Genomic DNA, 23,066 nt, shown 5'->3' on the forward strand with positions numbered 1-23,066 from the left:
GCATGACTTCAGCGGACGTCCAGCAGCTCCACCTCGAACACCAGGGTGGCGTTGGGCGGGATGACGCCGCCCGCGCCGCGCGAGCCGTAGCCCAGCTCCGGGGGGATGGTGAGCTTGCGCACGCCGCCCACCTTCATGCCCGCAACGCCCTGGTCCCAACCCTGGATGACCTGACCCGCGCCGAGACGGAACGTGAAGCCCTGGCCCCGGTCCCGGCTGCTGTCGAACTTCTTGCCGTCCGTCAGCGTCCCCACGTAGTGCACGGTGACCGACTTGCCGGCGGTGGCCTCCGTCCCGGTGCCCACCTTCGAATCCTCGACCTTCAGGCTCATTCCCTCTCCTGTTGCAGTGGAAGGTTTCACCTTAACCCGCGGGTGCCCCGCGCGCCGCACCTGAAAACACAGCGGCGCGGGCCCGTTGGCTACCGGGCACCGCGCCACTGACCACGCCCTGTGTGAAGGCGTCAGGACCGCCACTCAGAAGGTACCACCCACGCTGACGGTACCCTGGTAGCTGCCGCCCCCGTCGAAGTCGCCGCCGCCGGAGTCGATGCCCGGAGCGAAGTCCTTGTCGAAGAGGAAGTTGTAGTTGGCGCGCGCGTCCACGGTGAAGTTGCCCACGTGGCCCCGCAGACCCACGCCCGCGGGCACGTTGCCCACGGTGTCATCCTTGTAGCCCAGCGACTGGCCGCCCCGGAAGTTGTAGTCGCTGATGCCGATGCCGCCCAGCACGTACGGCTGCCACGGCGTGGGCGTCAGCCCGAGCGTCGCCACCGCCTGACCGCCGTTGCGCACCAGGTCCGGACCGTCCGTGTCCACCTCGCCGCGCTTGGAGTCGATGTTGTTGAGCGCGCCGGTGTAGCCCAGCTCGATGCCGAACACCTTCGAGGGCCGGATGGCGGCCGTCACACCCGCCGTGGGGCCCGGGTTGAGCTGCGGAGCCAGCGCGCCGGTGTAGCCCTCCACACCGCCGTTGAGCAGCAGGCTCAGCCCTTTCATGTCGTGCTTGTCCTTCTTCTTCACCTCGAGCGGCTCGATGGGCTCGGCCGATTCCGCCGAGGGCCGATAGTCCGCCGGAGGAGGCGCCGCGACGCCGCTCCCACCGAAGGCGTCCTGCTCGGGCGCCGGATAGGACTCCGACTGCGGCTCCACCGGAGCCCCCGCCTCGGGACGAGGCTGCGGCGCGGACGGAGCGGGGGCCGGAGCTGGCACGCTCTGGATGCCCTGCTGCTGGCTGTCGAAGCCGCTGCCACCCGTGCCCTGCTGCTGCGAGTCCGCGGGCTCACAGCGCAGCGGCATGTTGATGCGCAGCTCGCCCTGTGCGGGCGGGAGGGCCTGGCTGCTCCCACTGGAGGAGTCATCCTGCCCGCTCGTTCCACTGCCACCGATGCCCGAGTCGTCGTCCACGCCCATGGAGTCGGGCACCGGCTCGGTCTCGATGATGATGTCTTCCTCCTGCAGCACGTCCGAGCTGCCCGAAGAGGTGTCCTGCGACTGGGCCAACAACACGCCTTGCCCCTGGCGCTCCGTGCTCGCCTGGGGCGGCGGGCAATCGCCATCCGAAGCCAAGGCCGAGGTGCCGTACATGAGCGCCCCGATGGCGCCAGCCAGAATCTTCGCTTTCATCCAACCCTCCGTCGTCGAGTGGCTGACATGAAGGTTGTTTCCGGGGCGACATCCGGCAAGGAGCACAAGGGTGGAGATCACCCCAGCGCGCCCCCACGCCCAGCAAGCGGGCGGGCGTGGGGCACGGGCAACACGGTTGCGCGTTCAGTGGCTCACTTCGCGCGCAGCCACTCGGAGCCGGTGACGACGGGCAGCTGCAGCGCGCGCTCGCGGTCCAGGTCCAGGTTGCCGATGTGCAGCGACAGCGGGGACTGGACCCACTTGTAGATGGACTGGTTGAACAGCCGCACGAACTTGTCCACGTGGCCCGCAAGCCGCGTCGCGTCCACCTCCGGGAACATGGCCGTGAGCGCCTGGAGCATCTCCGCGGGCGTGAGCTTCTCCGCGGCGAACAGGTAGAAGCACGCGTCCAGGATGGGGAAGGGCATCAGCTCCTCCTCGCCCACCTGGTTGTGCGCCAGCTCCGGACCGGCGGGCTTGGCGAGCACCTTGCGGATGCCCTCGTGGCCGGTGGTCTCCTGGAGGTAGTCCAGCAGGTACATCACCACCGTCTTGGGCACGTTGGAGATGACGGCGAGCGCGCCCATCAGGTCTCCGCCGATGGTGGTGTAGCCCACGGACTTCTCGCTCATGTTGCCCGTCTGCAGGAACAGGCCGCCGCAGGAGTTGCTCCAGTTCCACATGCGCTGGGCGCGCAGGCGGGCCTGGATGTTCTGCTCGGTGATGGCGGTGACGGGGGCGCCGCCCAGCATCGTCTCCGCCACGGCGCGCTCGCGCTCGAAGGCCTCGTCGATGGAGACGACCTGGAAGGCCACGCCCAGCTCGCGCGCAATCGTCTCCGCCGCCTCGCGCGTGGAGTCGCTGGAGAAGCGGCTGGGCATGTAGAACGCCTGGATGAGCGAGCCGGGGTTGTCCGGTCGCGCGCGCTTCGCGTAGCGGTGGGCGATGAGCAGCGTGAGCAGCGAATCGCGTCCGCCCGACAGCGCGATGCCCAGCACCTTGAAGGCGCGCGTCTTCTCGAAGTAGTCGCCCACGCCCAGCGCGAGCGCGTCCAGGATGTCCTCGCACAAGGCCTCGCGCGCGGGTCGGCGCTTGTCGGGGGCGGGCAGGAAGAAGCTCCTGTGCGGCGGCACCGGATACGTGAGCGCCTCGCGCCGCGTGGCCACCGTCTTGGTGCAGTCGAGCACCGGCACGCTCTTGCCACCGGAGGACAGCCACGACTCGCGGTCCACGCGCCAGGTGGTGGCCTCGCCCCTCAGGCGCAGGGTGCGGTCCAGGTCGACGACGGCCGCCGCGTAGCCCTCCTGGAAGCGCGGCGTCTCCATGACGTGGCGACCGTTCTGGTTGAGGAAGCCGCCGCCGTCGAAGATGAGCCCGTCGTTGCTGCCCACCGCGTTGCAGTAGGCGATGGTGCACTGGTGGTCCGCGGCGCGCGTGGCGATGAGCTCGCGGCGCGTCTCCACGAAGCCCAGCCGGAACGGGGACGCGGACAGGTTGATGACCAGCTCCGCGCCCGAGTACGTGCGCCGGCGCATGGGGCCATCCGCGCTCCAGATGTCCTCGCAGACCTCCGGCGCGATGAGGCCGAAGTCGAACTGGAACAGGTAGTCGCCCAGGGGCACGCCCCGGTACACCTCCGCCATGCCCGGCTGGCCGCGGCCGAACGTGCGCGCCTCATAGAAGACGCTGTACGTGGGCAGCTTCTCCTTGGGCACCAGGCCCAGCACCCGCCCTCCGGCCACCACCGCGGCGCAGTTGAGCCGCTGGCCCTGCAGCGCCACGCCCACGCCCACCAGGAACACCGTGGGCAGCGACGCCGTCTGGTTCGCGAAGCGCTCCAGCTCCGGCCACTGCCGGTCGATGAAGCCCTGCCACTGCACCATGTCCTCGGCCGGGTAGCCGGCGATGAGCTGCTCCTGGAAGACGCCCACGGTGACGCCGTCCTCGGCCATCCGCTTCGCCAGTGCCAGGGCCCGGTCCGTGTTGCGGACGAAGGCTCCGACGACGGTGTTGACGCTGGCGATGCCGACTTTCACGAGCCGCATGGTTCCCCACTCCCCTTTCGTTCCCGACGAGGGGCCCAGCAATGCCTGGAGCGACGCGCAAGGCAAGCCCCGCGACGGGGGGCCCGGGGTGCTTCAGTTCAGTGGGCCGGAGGGCCGCACGGGCTGGAGCCGGGCGATGAGCTCACCCACGTCCGCGAGCACCGCCTCCAGCCGGCGCTTCACGTCCAGCTCCACGAGCAGTTGCTGGCGCCGCTCGGCCTCCGGGATGATGGCCGAGGCCACCACGTCCGCGAGCATCCCTCCGCCCGCGCGCGCCGCCACCGGCAGCAGGCTCTCCGCGAAGGTGGGCGGCACGCGCCCGGCCAGCTCGAAGACGGCCTGTCGCAGCCGCTCCTCCTCGGGCCCCTGGTAGGGGTGGTCCGCGAGCACCTGCGCGCGCACCTCGCGGTAGGACTTGTCGCCCGACAGCTCGGAGATCATCCGGATGCGGCTGACGCCCTGCAGGAGGATGTTGTAGCGGCCCTCCTCCACCTGCTCGTCCCAGGCGATGACGCCCGCGCACATGATGGGCTGCATGGGGGGACGCCCCTCGTAGTTGCCCTCCCAGCCCGTCTCCAGCTGGGCCAGCGCCACCACGCGGTCCCCCGCGAGCGCGTCACGCACCATGTCCCGGTAGCGCGGCTCGAAGATGTGCAGGGGGATGAGGGTGTGGGGGAAGAGCACCGCCGACGGCAGCGGAAACACCTTCAGCGCGCGGGCGGCGGCGGTCTCGACGCGTTCTTGGGCGGTCATGTCGGGCATCCTTACCCGTGTTGATAAGCCTCCCGGACGCCCGTCGCACCGCAAACCCGCGCGGCATGGGGGAGGTGGGACAAGGAGCGGCGCAACCGGCCGGATTCGCAGGGACTTTCCGGCCCGAAAGGGCGGTGTTCCCCCGGGTCAGCGCGCGCGAGGCCGGCTGGCCGGAGGGCTCCAGGCCCGCATCGCCACCTCCACCAGCCCGAGCAATTCCGCCTCGCTCGCGCCGTCCTGGGCCTGCACGGACATGCCCTGGATGATGGCGCCGTGGTAGCGGGCCATGGCCTCCGCGTCCGTGCCCGCGGGCAGCTCCCCCTTGGCGATGGCGCGCTGGATGTGCTCGCGGAACACGCCCACCGCGCGGGTGCGCAGGCTCGCGACGAAGTCCGCCACCGGCTGGTGCTCCTCCGCGCAGCGCAGGAGCGCCGTGGAAATCATGCAGCCGGGAGGCTGCTTGCGGCGCGTGAAGTGATGGGCCGTCTCGCGCAGCAGCCGCTCGACGGCGGCCCTCACGGTGGGCTCCTCGGTGAACACGTTCCAGGTGTAGGCGCCCGGGCCCTGCTGGTAGCGCTCCAGCACCCGCCGGTACAGGCCCTCCTTGGAGCCGAACGCGGCGTAGAGGCTGGGCGCGGTGAGCCCCATGGCCTGGGTGAGCTGCGCCACGGACGCGCCCTCGTAGCCCAGCCGCCAGAACACCTCCAGCGCCCGGTCCACGGCCTTCGTCTCGTCGAACTCCCGGGGCCGACCTCGGGGTCGGGGCTGGAGGGCCAGGTCCTTTTTCATAACGCTCACTATTGAAATCCCCAAAGGCGGGTCCTATTTAAATAACAATCGCTACATAAAAAGGAGTCCCGACCCATGAATCCTGCCATCGCCAGCCTGCTGGTGGCTGCCAGCCTTGGTGTGTCCTCCGCTGCTCCCACGTCCCCTCCCAAGTCCACCGCGGCCCCGACGGCCACCGGCCCGGCCGCGGTGGCCCGCAACCTGGATGCGGTCATCGACCAGGCCCTGGCCGAGCAGCGCATCGTCGGCACGGTGGTCACCGTGCTCCGCGATGGAAAGGTCGTCTACCGCCGCGCCGCGGGCTTCGCCGACCGGGAGGCGAAGCACCCCATGCGCGAGGACAGCGTGTTCCGGCTGGCGTCCATGACGAAGCCGCTCGTCTCGGTGGCGGCGCTGGCGCTGGTGGAGCAGGGCAAGCTGTCGCTGGAGGACCCCATCACGAAGTGGCTGCCTGACTTCCGGCCGAAGCTGTCGGATGGCCGCGAGCCGGTCATCACGGTGAAGCACCTGCTGACGCACACCTCGGGGCTGACGTACGGCTTCCAGCCGCAGAACGAGGCCGCCCATGAGAAGGCGGGCGTCTCCGACGGGCTGGACGAGGTGGCTGGGCTCACGTTGGAGGAGAACCTGCGCAGGCTCGCGACGGTGCCGCTGTCTTCCGAGCCGGGGCAGCGCTGGAACTACTCGCTGTCGACGGACGTGCTCGGCGCCGTGGTCTCTCGCGCCGCGGGGGCGCCGCTGCCGGAGGCCGTGGCGAAGCTCGTCACGAGGCCCCTGGGCTTGAAGGACACGTCCTTCCGGGCGGGCGATGCCTCGCGGCTGGTGGCGGCGTACGCGGACGGCAAGCCCACGCCGACGCGCATGGGCAGGACGCAGGACGTGCCGCTCTGGGGCGGAAAGGTCCGCTTCTCACCGGGACGGGCGCTGAGCGCGGAGGCGTACGCCTCGGGCGGCGCGGGCATGGTGGGGACGGCGGCGGACTATGTGAAGTTCCTGGAGGCGCTGCGCAAGGGCGGCGCGCCGGTGCTGAAGAAGGCCACCGTGGACAAGCTCGGCGCCGTGCACGTGGGGCCGGAGTCGCAGACGCAGGGACCGGGCTGGGGCTGGGGGCTCATCTCCGCGGTGCTGGCGGACGCGGAGCTGGCTCAGGGTGAGCAGGCGCAAGGCACGTGGCAGTGGGGTGGCGCGTACGGACACAATTGGTTCGTGGACCCGCGCAGCGGCGTCACCGTGGTGACGCTGACCAACACCGCGTTCGAGGGCATGTCGGGCGCGTTCCCCGGCGCCGTGCGTGACGCCGTCTACGCGGGGCTGAAGCCGTAGTCAGGGGCCTCGTCACCGGGCCTCGGAGGTCCCTTCGCCGAGGCCGGTCCGACGGTACGCGCCGGGCGTGACGCCCACCCACTTGCGGAAGGCCTTGCCGAAGGAGCTCTCCGTCTCGTAGCCCACGGCGCGAGCGACCTCGGCCAGCGACGCGTCCCGGTCCTTCAAGAGCGTCATCGCCCGGTGCATGCGCCACTGCCCCACGTACGCCAGGGGCGCCTCTCCCACAAGCGACTTGAAGCGCTCGGCGAACACGGAGCGGGACATGCCGGCCCGCTTCGCCAGGCCCTCCAGCGTCCACGGCGCCTGGGGCTTCTCGTGGACCTGCTGGAGCACCGCGCCGATGCGCGGGTCCACCAGGGCTCGCAGCCAGCCGTTCTCCCGCGAGGACGACTCCAGGTGCGCGCGCAGCGCCTGCACGAAGAGCACGTCCGCGAGCCGGCTGACGACCACTTCGTGTCCGGGCTGTTGAGCCTCGATTTCGGAGGCCACGAAGCGCAGCGTCGACTCCAGCCACCTAGGAGACCTGGGGTCGTCCGCGCGGACGTGGAGCAGCGAGGGCAGGTGCCTCACCAGCGGGCTGAGCGTCTCGCCCTCGAAGAGGAACGAGCCGACCATCAACGTCACCGCCTCGCCTCCGCCGCCGTACTGGAGCAAACCGCCGCAGCGCAGGGGCTTTCGGGTCGCGTAGACCTCCTCGATGGGCAGCGCGCGCGTGGAGCGTCGGTCCTTCAGCGTGAACTTCACGTCGGCGGGGATGAACACGAAGTCGCCACTCGCCAGCGCCAGCTCCCGCGCGTCGGTGGACAAGAGACAGCCGCCGCGCATCACCGCGTAGAACAGCGGGAACGGGGAGCCACTGATTCGCATGCCCCACGGCGCGGTCAGCTCGTAGCGCGCGTTCACCCGGCTGCGCAGCTTCACGCCCTGGAGCACGTCCCCGAGGACATCGAGCCCGGGTGGCTTGCCGGACGGTTGGACGAGAGAAACGGACTTCTGGCGCATGTTCGTCCTTTCACCCAGGACTATAGGTCCATCGCATGAGAGCCATCCGCCTGCATGCCTTCGGCGGCCCCGAGGGGCTGCGTCTCGACGAGGTCCCCACTCCGACGCCCGGAAAGGACGAGGTGCGCACCCGGGTCCACGTCTCGGGCCTCAACTTCACGGACCTGGGACAGCGGGAGGGACGCATCCCGGGCACACCGCCCCTCCCCTTCATCCCTGGGCTGGAGGTCGCGGGAGTCGTGGACGCCGTGGGCCCCGACGTGCGCGGGCTCGAGCCCGGCACCCGCGTCGTCGCGCTCCTGCCGAGCCAGGGAGGCTTCGCGGAGCAGGCCGTGGTCCCCGTATCGGCCGTGCTGCCCCTCCCGGAGGGCGTGTCCTTCGAGCAGGCCGTCTGTCTTCCGGCCCAGGCGCCCACGGCACTGCTCGGTCTGCGCGAAGGCGCGAAGCTGCGCGAGGGGGAATCCGTCTACATCCCTTCCGCGGCGGGAGGCGTGGGCAGCCTGCTCGTGCAGCTCGCGAAGCGGCTGGGGGCCGCGAAGGTCATCGGCGGCACAAGCAGTGAGGACAAGCGCGCCCTCGTCCTCCGCCTGGGCGCGGACGCCGTCGTGGACACCTCGCGCGACGACTGGCCCATGCACGTACGCGAGGCCACGTCGGGACAGGGCGCGGACATCGTCTTCGTCGCGGGAGGCGGAGCCATCCCCGCCTCGAGCCTGCGGGCCCTCGCCTTCCGGGGGAGACTGGTGCTCTTCGGCGCGGAGAGCATGTTCGACACCGCGTGGAGCCGGGAGCAGATGATGGGCGTCCTGGCCCAGAATCAGTCCGTCGTCGGCTTCGCCACCTTCACCCTCCCCTTCGAGCAACGTCAGGCGGCGCTTCGCGAGGCCCTCGGCCTGGTGGAGCGCCGTCTGCTCCAGCCCGTCTTCGAGCAGGGCTTCCCGCTCGAGGCCGTCGCCCAGGCGCATCAGGCCATGGCCGCCCGGAAGACGACCGGCAAGGTCCTCATCCGCGTCGCTTGAGCCCTCGCACCATCGACACCCGCCTGTTTCTGTATCGCTGAAACTTCAGCATCCAGCCTCCCCGTGTACTTGGAGTGCACTCCTGGACTAGAACTTGTTTTGCTGTTCTGTCCGGGAGATTCAACCTTGAACAAGTCCTTCATCCTGCTGGGGAGCTGTGTCGGCGCCCTGGCGCTGAGCGGTTGCGACCCGACGCCCCAGGCGCCCATCGAGGAGTCGACGCGCTCGGCGTCGCTGGAGACGCTGGTCAACGTCACGTTGAACAAGCCGGCGACGGCGTCGCAATACCAGACGGACCCCTACGTCTTCCTCCCGCAGTACGCGGTGGACGGGAACATCACCTCGGATGACTCGCGCTGGTGCACCGGCGAGTACTTCACCTCGCAGCGGTATCTCGACGTGGACCTGCAGGGGACGTTCGACCTCCACCGGATGGAGGTCTACACGGGCTACCAGGGCGACAGGGCCATCGCGAGCTTCGCGCTCCAGTACCACGACGGGACGAGCTGGCAGCCCATCCCCGGCTCCACGGTGACGGGCAACCCGGCCACGGGCGTCGCCGTGTCCCGGACCTTCACGCAGGTGGTGCGGGGCCAGAAGGTCCGCTTCCTGTGCAACGAGCCCGCGGGCTCGAACTGCCGTGTGAAGGAGCTCTGGGTGTTCGGCGCGCCCGCCACGCCCGGGGCCAATCAGCCGCCTGTGGCCAACGCCGGCACGGACCAGAGCGTGGTGCTGCCCACCTCCAGCCTCATGCTCACGGGCTCCGCCACGGACGCGGACGGCACCATCGCCCTCTACTCGTGGACGAAGGTCAGCGGCCCCGCGGTCACGCTCGCTGGAGCCAACACCGCCACGCTCTCCCTCAGCGGCCTGACGGCCGGCACCTTCGTCTTCCGGCTCACCGTGGCGGACGATGACGGCGCCACACACTCGGACGACGTCACCGTGACGGTGACCAGCGCCCCGGTGAACCAGCCCCCCGTCGCCAACGCGGGCGTGGACCGCACGGTGGTGCTGCCCACGTCGAGCCTCACGCTCACCGGCACGGCATCGGACTCGGACGGGACCATCGCGTCCTACGCCTGGACGCAGGTCAGCGGCCCGACGGCCACCCTGACGGGCGCGGCCACCTCGACGCTCACCGTGAGCAACCTCTCCGCCGGGACGCTCGTCCTCCGCCTCACCGTGACGGATGACGATGGCGCCACGCACTCCGACGACGTCACGGTGACGGTCGCCAACACGCCGCCCAACCAGCCGCCCGTGGCCAACGCGGGCGCGGACCGCACGGTGGTGCTGCCCAACGCGGGCATCACGCTGACGGGCTCCGCCACCGACTCGGATGGCAGCATCACGTCCTATGCGTGGACGCAGGTGAGCGGCCCCACCGCTTCGCTGAGCGGCGCCAACACGCCGTCCCTGTCCGTCAGCGCGCTCGCGGCCGGCACGCTCGTCTTCCGCCTCACCGTGACGGACGACGACGGCGCCACGCACTCGGACGACGTCACCGTGACGGTGTCGAACCCCACCACCACGCTGACGAACGTGGCGAAGAACAAGCCCGCCACCGCCCTGTCCACCGACGGCGCGAACGTCCCCACTCGCGTCACCGATGACAACCTGTCCACCTTCTGGAAGTCCGGCTGGACCACCAAGCGGGGCACGCACCTCGACATCGACCTCCAGGGCAGCTTCCTCATCCATGGCGTGGAGCTGCACTCGTCCTTCTACGTCGACTCCCCGGAGGCCCTCGTCAACTTCGACCTGCTGGCGTGGGACGGCGGCTGCTGGAAGCCCATTCCCGGCGGCTCCGTGCGCAACAACCCCAAGACGACGACCGTGAAGACGGTGACCTTCACCACGCCCGTGGTCGCCTCCAAGGTCCGACTGCTGTGGCTCGAATACAGAGACCCGGCCACCGGCCTGGGCCCCAGCAACGCCCACGTGCGCGAGCTGCGCGTGATGGGCCATCCCACCACCCCCAGCACCGGCCCGCTGACGTGCACGGCCGGCGAGCAGATCACCGTGAAGGACGCCCGCTACGCCTACGCGCTGTTCCTCCCCGCGGGCTACAACGCGGACCGCGACGCCCGCTGGCCCATCGTCTTCTCGCTGCCCGGCACCGGCGGCGTGATGCTCACCGATGACCACCAGGCGGTGAATACGAACGCGGAAGGGCTCGCCTGGAACCTGCGCGACGCCACCTACCGCGCGGGCTTCGGTGCCATCGCCGTGTCCATGCACTATTGGACCAACGGCCGTGTCAGTGGAGAGAACGCCTACTTCAACGTCAGCAGCCTGATGGCGCTGCTTGGCGAGCTGAAGCGCGACCTCCTGGTCGACGCGGACCGCGTCTACTTCGCGGGCTTCAGCGGCGGCGCCAACGTCCTCTACGAGTCCACCGGGCTCGCCAGCTACATGGACCGCGTCTCGGCCTTCGTCCCCCTCGCCGTCACCAATTATCCTGTCTCCGCCAACACGACCAACCTCTGCAACCTGCGCACGCTGCCCATCTGGCCGTTCCATGGCGGCTCGGACACCATGGGCGCCGCGTCCCAATCCACCGCGCTCAAGACGAAGCTGGAGACGCAGTGCGGAGGCACCACCAGCGCCATGCACGCCATCACCACCTACCCGGGCGTGGGGCACTCCAACACCGTGTGGCAGAACGCCTTCGCGGACCCGGCGCTCTGGACCTGGCTCTTCCAGCAGCGCATCAGCACCCGTCAGCCGTGACACACTCCGCCGGGTGGCGCCGTCCTCAGTGACGAGCGCCGCCCGCGCGGGCCACCACCGGCTCGCGCTCGTCCTCGTCTCGCGAGTCGAGCGCGGCCAGCGCGGCGTCCACCGACGCCATCAGCACCTCGGGCCGGACGGGCTTCTCCAGCACCAGGTTCTGCACCGTCTCGATGAAGCCGCGCGTCTCCGCGGTGTAGGCCCCGCCGGAGATGAACACCACGCGCTCAATCAACTCCGGCGCCATCACCCCCAGGCGCCGGAAGAGCGCCGCGCCGTCGATCTCCGGCATCTGCAAATCACACAGGATGACGTCGAAGCGGTTCCCCGCCGCCACCAGCGCGAGCGCATCCTGGCCGCGCGTCGCCGTGACGACGTCGTGGTAGGGCTCCAGCAGCAGCCGCATCGACTGCGCCAGCCGGGGCTCGTCGTCCACCACCAGCACCCGTCCCCGCCTTCCCGTCGAGGGCATGGGCACCTTGCTCCGGGGCACCGGGCGCGGCGGCACCTCCACCTGCACCGGCGCCGCCGGCAGGTACATGGTGAAGACGCTGCCCTTGCCCTCCTCGCTGCGCACCTCCAGGTCGCCCCCGTGCGTGCGGACGATCTGCTGGCAGATGGCGAGCCCCAGCCCGGTCCCCTCTCCGGAGGGCTTGGTGGTGAAGAAGGGCTCGAAGATGCGCGACATCACCTGCGGGGCGATGCCCACGCCCGTGTCCACCACGTCCACGCGGGCCCGGCCCGTCACGTCCGTGCTGGTGCGCACGCGCACCTCGTGGAGGCTCGGGTTGCCCTCGGGCACCGCCTGCATCGCGTTGACCAGCAGGTTGAGCAGCACCTGTCCCAGTCGCGCCTCGCTGCCCAGCACCTTGGGCACCGGGCCGAACTCCTCCACCAGCCGCGCGCGGTGGCGCAGCGCATGGCTGATGATGCGCACCGCCGGAGGCACCAGCGCGTTGAGGTCCACCAGCGAGCGCTCCTGGTCCCCCTGCCGGCTGAACACCTGGAGGTCGCGGACGATGAGGCGGATGCGCTCGGCGCCCTCCAGCGCGCCGCGCACGCTGGCCTGCACGTCCCGCATCGCCATCATCCCGTTCTCCGACAGCGCGCGAGAGGCGGACTCCAGGTTCAGCACCAGGTAGGCCAGCGGGTTGTTGATTTCATGCCCCACGCCCGCCGCGAGCGTCCCCACCGCGGCCACGCGCTCGGCCGCCACCAGCCGCGCCTGCAGCTCCTTGGTCGCGGTGATGTCGCGATGGGTGGCCACGAAGTGGGACACGTCCCCGCCCGTCGCGCGCACCGGCGATAACAGCACCTCCGTGGACACGATGCGGCCATCCCTGCGCGGCACCGTCACCTCGACGCAGAGGGACTCGCCCGCCTGGAGCGCCGAGTGCACGCGCTGCGTGAGCCGGGGGTCCTGGTCGCCGTAGAGCAGGCACGGGTCCTGGTCCACCATCTCCTCGGGAGGCCGGCCCAGGAGCATGCTCAGCGCCTCGTTGGCGAAGACGGTGCGCAGCCGGCCGGGCCCCACCACCTCCGCGATGAAGACGCCCTCGTGCACGCCGCGCACCGTGGTGGCGAGCAGTTGCAGCCGCTCCACCGCGCGCCGCCGCTCCTCGCTCGCCGCCGCCAGGAGCTGGCCCGTCACCGCGTTGATGACGATGAAGAGCTGGAGCACGAGCAGGTCCTGCGCCACGTTGCCCGAGGAGAACGGCCCCTGTCCGCGCACCGTGCCGACGATGGCCACCGCCGAGATGGCCAGCGTCGCCAGCGCCGCGCCGCGCGGTCCGAAGCGCAGCGCCGCCAGCGCGGAGATGGGGAACAAGAGGAAGCTGGCCGCGTGCGCGAGCCCCGGCTGCGAGTTCCGGAAGAGGAAGATGCCCACGCCCAGCACCGTCGTGAGCCCGGAGAGCGCCAGCGCCTCGCCCAGGCGGGCGGGCCATGCGGGGCGGCTGAGCACGAGCAGCGGCGGCGCCACCACGAGCACGCCCATCATGTCCCCCACCCACCACACCCAGACGGCGTGGCCCATCTGCTCCCACGGCAGCACGCCGCCCCAGAACAGGCACAGCGGCCCGACGAGCGAGCTGACCCCGGTGCACACCGCGCCCGCGCCCACACACAGGACGACCACGTCGCGGATGCGTGACAGGTCCGCGTCCATGCGCAGCCGCCGCGTCAGGAGCGCGCCGAGCACCATCGCCAGCGTGTTGCCCGTGGCCACGCCCAGCACCACCGCCGGGGGCGCTCCCGTCGACAGGGTCGCCAGACATGCGCCCAGGAAGACGCCCGGCCACAGCACGGGTCCACGCAGCACCAGTGCGGCCAGCGCGACACCGGTGGGGGGCCACACGGGGCTGACATTTCCACCCACGGTGGCCAGGGAGAGGCCCAGCCGAGCGACGGCGAGGTACACGCCGGCCAGGACCAGCATCTCGACGAGATGCCGCCCGCGAAGCGCGCGCGCGCTGGCTCGAAGCAGCCCGACGATGACCATCCCCCCGGAAAGCCCGTCCGCCGACCCGACGGGTTCACAAAGTGGGACCATGGTAGCGGGCTGGGAACGGTATTGCACCTTCCCCTCGCCGCGCAGGGCAGCCAAGCGTCCAGGAGCCGATAGGTGGGATGCCCCTCCGGATGCAATGGCTCCGGCCGGCGCGCGTAGGGAAGAACAAGGAGGTACCAAGACGATGTCGCGTCCCGGAATCGCAGCCCTGTTGTCCTTCCTCATCCCAGGCGTCGGGCAGATCTACAACGGGGACATCCTGCGCGGTGTCTTCTGGCTCATCATCACCCCCGGCTTCTGGATTGGCACCGGCGGATGTCTCGGCTGGGTGTGCCACATCATCGCCGCGGCCACGGCCTACAACCGCGCGGAGGACAAGGAGAAGTACCGCGTCACCGTCGTCTGAACGGCGTGAGATGCGGGCTCGCGCGGGTCGGTCCAGGGGGAGGGCCGACCCGCGTTTCTTTTCGTCAGGACAGCAGCAGCAGGATGAACAGCGGAATCGCACCGACGAGCAGCCCCACGCCGAGCGCCAGAACCTGCTGCACGAGGAACAGGTCCTCCAGCCGCTCCACGAGCGCGACCTGCAGCCGCTCGATGGCCAGCGACTCCAGCTCCCGCACCGCCGTGGCGCCATCCGGCGAGGCGACCACCGCGCGCACGGCGATGGCGCCCAGCACCCGGTAGGACTGCTCCATGAAGAAGCGCTCCAGCCCACCCAGTCGCGAGGCGACGGTGGACGGCGCCGAGGGCCCGCTCGCGCGCTCGGCCACCGACTCCTTGACGGCTCGGAGCAGCTCCTTGCGGCTGAGCGTGCCCTTGCTCCGCAGGCGCCCGGCGAGCTGCCGCGCCGCGGGCTTGATGACCGCGTAGAGGTAGCCCAGCCAGCCGCGCTTCTCCGCCTCCTCGCCGAGCCGGGAGGCGCCGCCACGGAGCATCATCGCGTAGCCGCCCGTCACCGCGAGCGACAGGGGCATGAGCACCAGGCTCAGCATATCCAGCCAGGGAGGCCCTCGCGCGCTCCCGAGCCAGAGCGGCGCCAGCACGAAGGCGAGGGCCAGCGCGAGGCCGACGCAACCGAAGATGAAGAACCCCTTGAGCGCGCCCCACAGCCCCGAGCCGAGGAGCGAGAACGTCACGCGCAGCACGGGCCACAGGTTCGAGAGGGCCGCGCTCACCGCGCTTCGACGTGGGCTCTTGGGAGCCGTCGCTGTCGGAGCGTCGCCGGGCGGCGCTTGCACGGCGACCAGCTCGTTCAATGGCGCCGCCACTTCGCCGGAGGGAGCGGCGCTCTGTTCGGTGGCCTCGGCTCGCGCGCCCTCCGTCTTCGTCGCGGTGCTCACGTCACCCCCTCCCGGAGATGACGGCTCGTGCACTGCGGCTTCGCGGCGCATCGGACCCTCGCGAGCACGCCTCGTCCAACGGTCCACGCGGACCTGCGTCCGAGACGATGCTCCGCCAGCCCCCTCACCCCAGGCACGTGGCCCTGCTCCATCAAGCGATGCACCTCACGGCCCCATCGTAAAGGGTGGGGAGGGGCCGCGAAAGCCACCCGCCGTGAGGCGCCCCCTGCGACTCAGGTGCGATGGACGCGGCGGCGCGCGTGCATCTCCTGCGTGAGCCGATAGGTGGCACCACCGTCGTCCGACATGAAGCCCCGCCAGAGGAACGCGCCGTCGGTGACGGCGGTGAACATCCAGCGCAGCGGCTTGCCGTCCATATCCTTCCCCTCGATGTGGATTTCATCGCCGACGGGGCGACCAACGAGCGAGACGAGGTACCCCGCGGTGGCGCCCATCCACACGACACGCCAGGTGCCCTGCTCCGGGATGAAGTGCCGCAGCGATGTGCCGATGCGCCTCGCTCCCGCGGACGCATCGAGCCCCTCGGGGTTCGGATAGATGAGCACGTCCTGGATGACGCGTCCGTCCAGGACCCACGAGAAGGACCACTCGCCGGGCTGGCGGTAGGTCTGCCTCCCGGCGGCGTCGAAGAACGCGACGTCCACGTCCCAGGCGCCGATGAAGCGGCCGAACAAGGCGAGGGAATCCGCCAGCGCGGGCAAGGGTCCGTCCGCGCGCAGCAGCTCCAGCGCACGCTGCGAGAGCGGTGACTCGGGCTTCGACATCATGATGCACGTCTCCCATCAGGCACCGAAGTCGCTCGGCGCCCCTGTGAATGGCACTGCGTTGTCCGGGATGGACTCAGCGCGAAGCGGAGGACACGCGCACCCACGCGGGCGGATAGCGCGTCACCAGTCCGAGCTCATCCGTCTCCACCTCCGAGGTGAAGCGGCCACCGCCGCTCTCGTAGCGATAGCGCGTGGGGGACAGGCGCGTGTAGCGCTGCGGCAGCTTCTCGAGCGACAGGTCCGGCATGCGCACCCACGCCGCCGTCACGTCGCTGCCCTGCCCCACCTCCAGCGACAGCCTGCGGATGGGCAGCGTGTTCGTCGACGGAGAGAAGGCCAGGTCCACATCCGTGCAGCCCGCGAACTGGACCACCTCCTCGCGACCTCGCCACCAGCGCAGCCCATCATCCACGCGCAGGTCCAGCGTCCGCGAGACACCCGCCCCTCGCAGCGCGACGTGGACCTGTCGCGTCCGCCACCGTGAGTCGCTCTCCACGGAGTACTCCGCGAGGAAGGGCGTCCCCTCCCGTGAGAGCACCACCGAGCCCGCCAGGGCCCAGCCATCAGCGAGCTCGTGCAGCTCCGCGTATTCGCCGCAGGGCTCGTCTTCGCGCGTCCATTGCCAGGCACGGACGCAGCGGCGCGAGGACTTCGAGAGAAGGTCCAGGTAGGTCATGGGGTAGCCCGTGGAAGAGAGACCACCCTAGGGAACAGCGGCGGCGCCGTCTTACACATCCTTGCTCCCACTGTTCGCGAGCACACGCGCACCGGACCGCTTGCCCGCGCCTCGGGCGACGCGCCATGTTCACGACATGCCGCGCATGCACGCCTCGCTCCTGTACAGCGCGCCGGACCTCCAGCTCGCCCGCGTCACCTGCGACGGACACGACAGCCCCAGGCCCCGGGAGGAAGGCGTGGACAGCGAGCGGCTCGTCCTCGCGCTGCACGGGCGCTTCCAGTACCGCGATTCGCGGACGCGGGCCGTGGTGTCCCCTGGCGTCGGACTGAGGCTCGGTCCCCAGCGGCCCTGTGAAATCCGCCATCCCCATGGCGGCGGCGACGCCTGCCTGTCCGTGAGAGGAGCGTGGCTGCGTCGCTGGTCGCACCCGGACGCGTCGACGCTCGCCGTGAGCGCCGAGGCCTATGTGCGCCTCCAGTCCCTCCTCCGCGAGGACCCCGTGGAGCGCGTCCAGGTGGAGGAGGCCCTGGGCCTCATCCTCACGCCCGGCGAGCGAGGCTCCACCACCGTGAGCCCGCGCGAGCGCGACATCGCCCACGCCATCGCACACGAGGCCGCGCTTCACTTCGACACGTGGGTCTCCGTCGAGACCCTGGCCGCGAGCGCGGGCGTCTCCCCGTTCCACGCCTGCCGCGTCTTCCGCAAGGTGACGGGGACCGGCATCCACCAGCACCTCCAGGAGGTGCGGCTGCGACACGCGCTCGCCCTCCTGCTGGACACCCGGCTGCCGCTCGCGGACGTGGCGCTGGAGGCGGGCTTCGCCAACCAGGGCCACCTGGGCAACGCCTTCCGCCGTCGCTACGGACAGACACCGGGCGCCGCGAGGAGGACCCGGTCCGTCTGAACGCGTGACGTCAGCCCCGGGCCGAGCGAAGCGCCGCGAGCAGCTCCTCCGCCGTGGTCGCCACCGCGCGCGCGCCATTGCCGTGCAGCTCCGCCACGTCGCGGAAGCCCCACGTGACGCCCACGCCGTACATCCCCGCCGCGCGCGCCGTCAGCATGTCCACCGCCGTGTCCCCCACGAAGCCGCACACGCCCGCCTCGACCCCCAGCTCCGTCGCCATCCCCAGCACCGCCGTCGGGTCCGGCTTGCGCGGGATGCCGGGCCGCTCGCCATACACCCGGGCGAAGGGGAGCCCCGGCAACAGCCGCTCCACCAGCCGCTTCACGAAGCTGTCCGACTTGTTGCTCAGCACGCCCATCACCACGCCGTCCCGCGCGAGCGCGTCCAGCATCGCGGGGATGCCCGGGTAGGCCGCGGTCCGGTCGAAGAGGTGCTCGTCGTAGTACGCCCGATACGTCTCCAGCACCGGCGCCGCCTGGTCCTCGCGGCCCGCGGGCACCGCCCGGCGCGCCAGCTCCCTCACCCCCTCGCCGACGAAGCGGCGGTAGTCGGCCTCCGGATGCGTGGGCAGGCCATGGTGCGCGAGCGCATGGTTCATCGCGTCGGCGATGTCGCCCAGCGAGTCCACCAGGGTCCCATCGAGGTCGAAGAAGACGGCACGAAGCTGCATGGGATGAGGTCTCCAGACAAAACGAAAACGCCCCGGCCACGGTGGGCCAGGGCGTTCGAGCAGACCGCTCGAGGATGCGCGTCGCTAGTGCGTGGCCGCCGCGGTGGCACCACCGTCCGAGGGCGCCACCGTCATCACCGCGAAGTTGATGTTGTTGTAGCCCGCCGTGGCGCAGCTGAACATCACCCGCTTGATGATGGCGTACTCCACGTCCTTGTGCGCCTGGATGTTGATGTCGCCCTTGAACGTGTTGGCGTCGTCGTTCGCCATCGCGTGCAGGTCCTCGAACTGCTTCTTCATGTCCCGCAGCTTCTCCTCCAGCGCGGGGATGTTGAGGTACTCGTCCTTGGAGAAGTCCTCCACGCGCCCGACGATGGTGCCGGAGACGCTGACCTGGTCGCCGGAGACCATGACGACGGGGTGCATCTCCACCTCGGCGACGTTGACCGCCTCGGGCAGCTGGATGTCCTTGGTCATCATCAGCACCTCACCCGTCGCGGAGAAGTTCGCGATGAGGAAGAGCACGATGATGACGAACATGTCGACCAGCGGCGTGATGAGCAGGTCGGCGTAGCCGCTGCGCTTGCCGTGCGCGCCGTGTCCGAACACCTTGGAGTGCTGGAGGCGCTTGCCGTACCGCTTGCCTGGAACCTTGATGGCCATGACTGGGTGTGGCTCCGTGCTCGGCTAGCCCATCGCCGCGGACACCGACACCTGGGGCAACCCAGAGCCGATGCACTCGTCGATGATGCGGACCAGGTCCTCGTAGCGGACCTTGTCCTCGGGCTGAAGGGTGATGGCCGTCTGGTCCGGCAGCTGCGCCTTCAACTCCTTGAAGCGCGCCACCAGCTTGGACAGGTCCGTCTTCCCCTTGCCGTCCTTGGTGAGGGGGATGGGGTCGAACGTGCTCTGGTCCGCCGACAGCCGAAGCTCCGTCGGGGTGATGAGCAGCGTCAACTGAACCGTCTTGGTCTCCGTCGGGGGCGGCTCCTCCTCCGTGGAGGGACCTCCCGCCTGGGACACCTGGAGACGACCGATCTGGGTCCAGACGGCCGTCATGATGAGGAAGCTGATGGTCACTGCCATCAGATCGATGAAAGCGGTCAGGTTGATGGCGGTATCGAGCGGCTTCTTGCCGCCCTTGCCACCTTGACCTGTGTCCATTCCGCCGGCCATGGCGTTCTCCTCCTAAGGCCCCGCGCGGTGAGGCGCGGCAAGAGACTGAAAGGGGCGCGCCGTATGTCCCCACTCATGGGGACAGGACAGCGCGCCCGGGTCGCGGGTTCCCCGAAGCGGGGCGCCCGACTCAGTCGTCGTGGTGGTCCCGAGCGGCGGGGACGTTCAGGTTCTTGAACTTGTCCTTGTTCGCCACGATGAGGTTGAGCACGGAGACGCTGGTCTCGTTGATGTCGTTGACCAGCGACTGGGTGCGGCCCATCAGCACGGAGAAGGCGATGAGGCAGGGAATCGCCGTCACCAGCCCGAAGCCCGTGCAGTTCATGGCCTCGGAGATGCCGTTGGCGAGAATGGTCGCCTTGTCGGCCGGGTTCACGTTGGCCACGGCCTCGAAGCAGGAGATGAGACCCGACACGGTGCCGAGCAGACCGGCGAGCATCGCCGCGTTGCCGAGCATCGCGAGGTAGCCGGAGCGGGCCTCCAGGCGGGGCGTCTCGCGCAGGGTGGCCTCGTCGAGCGCCGCCTGCACTTCGTCCTGGCCCTTCGGGACGTTCATCAGACCGGCCTTGATGACGCTGGTCAGCGGCGTGGACTTCTGCCCCGCCACGTAGTTGATGGCCTTGTCCAGGTCACCCGCGTAGATGTGCTTCTTGAGGCCGCGCAGGAAGGCTTCCTTGTTGATGGAGGCCTTGCCGAACAGCACGATGGTGCGCTCGACCATGATGGACAGCGCCACCACGAGACACGCGGCGATGGGGTACATACCCCACTGACCGGCCTCCCAGCGCTTGGCAATCTCTTCGAAGAAGCCCCGCTCGGGGCCCCCCGCGTTGGCGAGCACGGCCAGATTCGTCAAAAACCCCAGGTTCATCGCGTCTTGCCTCCACGGCGGCTCGGCCCGGCGCTCCGGACCTTCCAGAACCTGTCGCCCCCCCGGGCGTGCGCCCCAGTGATTGGGCGGCAGGAATGGATGTTGAAAACGGTGGTGCCGACTTTAGGAATGGCTGTCTGGGGTGTCAAGGCAGGGGGCCCGGCGTTAAGTGCTGAAATCTCACAGGAATTTTGCGCTGGAGTACCCCTTGCCAGCATGGACTCCAGGCAGCAATGCGGGCCATTTCCGGGGGCTTCCCAAGAACGAGCGGTTGTGTCTGCGGGCGCTTGGGCGCCTGGGGGCCGCGTGGTAATGCCGGCGCCATGGCGAGGAAGCGCATTGGCGAGCTGCTCCTGGAGCAGCGGGCGATCAGCGTCGCGCAGCTCGAGGCGGGGCTTTCGGCCCATCGGAAATCGGGCCAGCGGTTGGGAGCCACACTCATCGCGCAGGGGGCGATCACCGAGGCGACGCTCGCGGGGGCGCTGAGCCAGGCCCTGGGGATGCCGCAGGTGGACCTGGCGGCGGTGACTCCGGAGTGGGCGGCGGTGCACATGCTGCGCGCCAGGTTCTGCGAGCAGCACGACCTGTTCCCCATCGCGTTGGAGAGCGTGGGCGGGCGCCGTCAGCTCGTGGTCGCGATGAGTGATCCACTCAACGTGCCGGCGGTGGAGGAGATTGAGTTCACCACGGGACTGAAGGTCAGCGTGCGCGTGGCGGCGCTGTCGGCCGTGCGTGGCGCCATCCTGCGCTACTACCACAAGGTGCCGGTGGCGACCGCGAGCGGCACGGCGGCGGCGGCCCCGCCCCGGCCCGCCCCCGCGGCGCGTCCGCGTCCGGCGGTGCCCGCGAAGCCCGCGCCGGTCACGCCCGAGGAGGATGACGAGGAGGTCATCGTCGGCGAGGAGCTTCCTCCGGGTGAGACGACCCAGCGCACGTCGCTGGCCGAGTTGATCCGCACGCGGGAGGAGCAGCGCAAGCAGAAGCGCGAGCAGTCCGCGGCGAAGCCCAAGCCCGCCTCGGGCGGCGGCGTGCTCGATGATCTGGACTATCTGTTCGGCCAGGCGCGCGAGGACCCGGACCGCGTCGAGGAGCTGGAGCGGAAGTTCTGGGCGCTGATGCGCATCATGGCGCGCAAGGGCCTGCTCACGAACGAGGAGTTCAGCCGCGAGCTGGACGACGAGGACAAGCCGCAGGAAGGCTGAGCCTCGTCGTCGTTCCGGGGTGCTGGCGCGGGCGTCGCGACAGCGCTCATCCGCGCCTCGCGGGACTGCCCTCAAGACGCCGACATCCCGCATCGAGGGCGACGTGCGTGTCGGGGAGCGCGGCGGGCTCGAAACGACCGCGGTATCACGTGAGCCTCGAAGCGCGGCGCCACGGCCGGTCCTCCCTCGACTCCTGCAGGATTGGCGACGTGTCTTTCGCGGGCATGCGTGGCGCGGCGGGCTCGGTCGTCCGCCGGCTATCCGGGGCGCCCGCGACACAAGTGTCACCGCGGCTGAAACCGACTTCGGGGCCCGCGCGTAAGAGAACAGAACCCCCGCGCGTCGCGGCGTCACCGGAAGAGGTCTGCGCCATGTCGTCCACCTTCGTCGTCACCTCGCGTCGCGCTTCAGCAAGCGCCTCGCGGAGCCTGTGGTTATGCATGGCGTTCGCGGTGTTCGCGGCGTGCACCCAGGCGAGCGGCGCGGCCTCGGGAGGCGGCGCGCTCGAGTCGGGGACGCTCGCGGTGGCGAAGGACACCCGCCGCTACGAGAAGCCCTCGGACGCGGAGCTGCGCCGCACGCTCTCCCCTGTCGCGTACCAGGTGACGCAGGAGTCGGCGACCGAGCCACCGTTCCGCAACGCGTACTGGAACCACCACGAAGAGGGGCTCTACGTCGACGTCGTCACCGGAGAGCCGCTGTTCTCCTCGCGCGACAAGTTCGACTCGGGCACGGGCTGGCCCAGCTTCACCAAGCCCGTGGACACCGCCCGCGTCGTCGAGAAGCGCGACGAGAGCCTGGGCATGGTGCGCGTCGAGGTCCGCTCGAAGGCCGGCGACTCGCACCTGGGACACCTGTTCGATGACGGCCCGCGCCCCTCGGGGCAGCGCTACTGCATCAACTCCGCGTCGCTGCGCTTCGTGTCCGTGAACGATTTGGAGAAGCAGGGGTACGGCGAGTGGCTCGCGCTGTTCGGTCGCAAGCCCACGAGCGCCGCGGCGCCGAAGGTCGACGTGGGCAAGGCGCTGGCCGCGTCCGGTGTCACCGAGACGGCGCTGCTCGCGGGTGGCTGCTTCTGGGGAATGGAGGACCTGCTGCGCAAGATTCCGGGCGTGCTCCAGACGGACGTCGGCTACACGGGGGGCTCGCTGGAGCGGCCCACGTATCAAGACGTGAGCACGGGCAGGACGGGACACGCCGAGTCGGTGCGCGTGGTGTTCGACCCCAAGGTGCTCAGCTACGAGACGCTGCTGGAGCAGTGGTTCTTCCGCATGCACGACCCGACGACGCTCAACCGCCAGGGCAATGACGTGGGCACGCAGTACCGCTCCGCCCTCTTCGTGCTCTCCGACAGGCAGTGGCAGGTGGCCGAGGCCGTGAAGGCCCGCGTCGATGCCTCCGGGAAGTGGAAGCGCCCCGTCGTCACGCAAATCGTCCGCGCCGGTGAGTTCACCCCCGCCGAGGCCTACCACCAGGACTACCTGGTGAAGAATCCAGGCGGATACACCTGCCATTACATGAGGGACTGAGAAACCCCGCGCCCTCGAGGCCGCTCGTACGCCCCAGAGATGGGGAAAGCGTGAGAGCACTTCGCGACTCAGGCTGGATGTTTCATGACCCGCCGAGCAG

At 70.1% G+C, this 23,066-nt stretch carries 21 protein-coding genes; 7 read left to right on the plus strand and 14 right to left on the minus strand.

Features of this window, described 5'->3' with window-relative positions:
- Positions 1–8 precede the first annotated feature (8 nt).
- The 5 genes from K8625_RS12480 to K8625_RS12500 all read right to left on the minus strand — a co-directional run bounded on the left by K8625_RS12480 (position 9) and on the right by K8625_RS12500 (position 5,212).
- Positions 9–332, minus strand: coding sequence for an FKBP-type peptidyl-prolyl cis-trans isomerase (locus K8625_RS12480; RefSeq protein ID WP_046716635.1), 324 nt, complete (start codon positions 330–332; stop codon positions 9–11).
- Positions 333–476: 144 nt separating this feature from the next.
- Positions 477–1,625 (minus strand): outer membrane protein, encoded by a 1,149-nt coding sequence (locus tag K8625_RS12485; RefSeq protein ID WP_223782830.1) that lies wholly within the window; start codon positions 1,623–1,625, stop codon positions 477–479.
- Between the two features lie 152 nt (positions 1,626–1,777).
- Positions 1,778–3,670, minus strand: coding sequence for an NAD(+) synthase (gene nadE / locus K8625_RS12490; RefSeq protein WP_223749623.1), 1,893 nt, complete (start codon positions 3,668–3,670; stop codon positions 1,778–1,780).
- Positions 3,671–3,763: 93 nt separating this feature from the next.
- Positions 3,764–4,423: an LON peptidase substrate-binding domain-containing protein gene (locus K8625_RS12495; RefSeq protein ID WP_223782831.1), complete on the minus strand. Its 660-nt coding sequence runs from the start codon at positions 4,421–4,423 to the stop codon at positions 3,764–3,766.
- A 147-nt stretch (positions 4,424–4,570) separates the two neighbouring features.
- Entirely contained in the window at positions 4,571–5,212 is a 642-nt protein-coding gene (locus K8625_RS12500; protein WP_223749711.1) for a TetR/AcrR family transcriptional regulator, read from the minus strand.
- A 75-nt stretch (positions 5,213–5,287) separates the two neighbouring features.
- On the opposite strand from K8625_RS12500, the gene K8625_RS12505 reads away from it, so the two are divergent.
- Entirely contained in the window at positions 5,288–6,535 is a 1,248-nt protein-coding gene (locus K8625_RS12505) for a serine hydrolase (protein WP_223782832.1), read from the plus strand.
- A gap of 12 nt (positions 6,536–6,547) precedes the next feature.
- Here K8625_RS12505 and K8625_RS12510 read toward each other — a convergent pair whose 3' ends face one another.
- A complete protein-coding gene (locus K8625_RS12510; RefSeq protein ID WP_223782833.1) occupies positions 6,548–7,540 on the minus strand; it encodes an AraC family transcriptional regulator in 993 nt (330 codons plus the stop codon).
- Between the two features lie 35 nt (positions 7,541–7,575).
- Between K8625_RS12510 and K8625_RS12515 the strand changes: the two genes are divergently transcribed.
- Entirely contained in the window at positions 7,576–8,559 is a 984-nt protein-coding gene (locus K8625_RS12515; protein WP_223782834.1) for an NADPH:quinone oxidoreductase family protein, read from the plus strand.
- A 126-nt stretch (positions 8,560–8,685) separates the two neighbouring features.
- Entirely contained in the window at positions 8,686–11,295 is a 2,610-nt protein-coding gene (locus tag K8625_RS12520; RefSeq protein ID WP_223782835.1) for a discoidin domain-containing protein, read from the plus strand.
- Between the two features lie 25 nt (positions 11,296–11,320).
- Here K8625_RS12520 and K8625_RS12525 read toward each other — a convergent pair whose 3' ends face one another.
- On the minus strand, positions 11,321–13,795 hold the full coding sequence (locus K8625_RS12525) for an MASE1 domain-containing protein (protein ID WP_223782836.1): 2,475 nt from the start codon (positions 13,793–13,795) through the stop codon (positions 11,321–11,323).
- 193 nt (positions 13,796–13,988) lie between these two features.
- Here K8625_RS12525 and K8625_RS12530 point away from each other — a divergent pair, with 193 nt between their 5' ends.
- Positions 13,989–14,210 (plus strand): DUF5683 domain-containing protein, encoded by a 222-nt coding sequence (locus K8625_RS12530; protein WP_046716643.1) that lies wholly within the window; start codon positions 13,989–13,991, stop codon positions 14,208–14,210.
- Positions 14,211–14,274: 64 nt separating this feature from the next.
- On the opposite strand, the gene K8625_RS12535 is transcribed toward K8625_RS12530, so the two are convergent.
- The 3 genes from K8625_RS12535 to K8625_RS12545 all read right to left on the minus strand — a co-directional run bounded on the left by K8625_RS12535 (position 14,275) and on the right by K8625_RS12545 (position 16,611).
- Positions 14,275–15,147: a hypothetical protein gene (locus tag K8625_RS12535; RefSeq protein ID WP_223782837.1), complete on the minus strand. Its 873-nt coding sequence runs from the start codon at positions 15,145–15,147 to the stop codon at positions 14,275–14,277.
- Positions 15,148–15,380: 233 nt separating this feature from the next.
- Entirely contained in the window at positions 15,381–15,935 is a 555-nt protein-coding gene (locus K8625_RS12540; RefSeq protein ID WP_223782838.1) for a hypothetical protein, read from the minus strand.
- 73 nt (positions 15,936–16,008) lie between these two features.
- A complete protein-coding gene (locus K8625_RS12545; protein ID WP_223782839.1) occupies positions 16,009–16,611 on the minus strand; it encodes a putative glycolipid-binding domain-containing protein in 603 nt (200 codons plus the stop codon).
- Positions 16,612–16,756: 145 nt separating this feature from the next.
- On the opposite strand from K8625_RS12545, the gene K8625_RS12550 reads away from it, so the two are divergent.
- Positions 16,757–17,518 (plus strand): helix-turn-helix transcriptional regulator, encoded by a 762-nt coding sequence (locus K8625_RS12550; protein ID WP_223782840.1) that lies wholly within the window; start codon positions 16,757–16,759, stop codon positions 17,516–17,518.
- 10 nt (positions 17,519–17,528) lie between these two features.
- Here the strand turns inward: K8625_RS12550 and K8625_RS12555 are convergent, their stop codons facing one another.
- The 4 genes from K8625_RS12555 to K8625_RS12570 all read right to left on the minus strand — a co-directional run bounded on the left by K8625_RS12555 (position 17,529) and on the right by K8625_RS12570 (position 20,235).
- Complete coding sequence (locus tag K8625_RS12555) at positions 17,529–18,188, minus strand: HAD family hydrolase (RefSeq protein WP_223782841.1); 660 nt, start codon at positions 18,186–18,188, stop codon at positions 17,529–17,531.
- Between the two features lie 84 nt (positions 18,189–18,272).
- Positions 18,273–18,851 carry a biopolymer transporter ExbD gene (locus tag K8625_RS12560; RefSeq protein ID WP_141327011.1) on the minus strand — a complete coding sequence of 193 codons (579 nt, stop codon included), beginning with the start codon at positions 18,849–18,851 and terminating at the stop codon, positions 18,273–18,275.
- 24 nt (positions 18,852–18,875) lie between these two features.
- The gene (locus K8625_RS12565; RefSeq protein WP_046716648.1) at positions 18,876–19,364 is read right to left on the minus strand and encodes a biopolymer transporter ExbD; all 489 of its coding nucleotides are present in this window, start codon (positions 19,362–19,364) and stop codon (positions 18,876–18,878) included.
- A 130-nt stretch (positions 19,365–19,494) separates the two neighbouring features.
- Positions 19,495–20,235 (minus strand): MotA/TolQ/ExbB proton channel family protein, encoded by a 741-nt coding sequence (locus K8625_RS12570; protein ID WP_046716649.1) that lies wholly within the window; start codon positions 20,233–20,235, stop codon positions 19,495–19,497.
- A gap of 323 nt (positions 20,236–20,558) precedes the next feature.
- Between K8625_RS12570 and K8625_RS12575 the strand changes: the two genes are divergently transcribed.
- Both K8625_RS12575 and K8625_RS12580 read left to right on the plus strand, forming a co-directional pair.
- Entirely contained in the window at positions 20,559–21,437 is an 879-nt protein-coding gene (locus K8625_RS12575; RefSeq protein ID WP_223749613.1) for a general secretion pathway protein GspE, read from the plus strand.
- A gap of 440 nt (positions 21,438–21,877) precedes the next feature.
- Entirely contained in the window at positions 21,878–22,966 is a 1,089-nt protein-coding gene (locus K8625_RS12580; protein WP_141331883.1) for a bifunctional methionine sulfoxide reductase B/A protein, read from the plus strand.
- Positions 22,967–23,066: the final 100 nt, after the last annotated feature.

The sequence above is a fragment of the Myxococcus sp. AS-1-15 genome (genome assembly GCF_020037055.1).
In the GTDB taxonomy this organism is placed as follows: domain Bacteria; phylum Myxococcota; class Myxococcia; order Myxococcales; family Myxococcaceae; genus Myxococcus; species Myxococcus fulvus.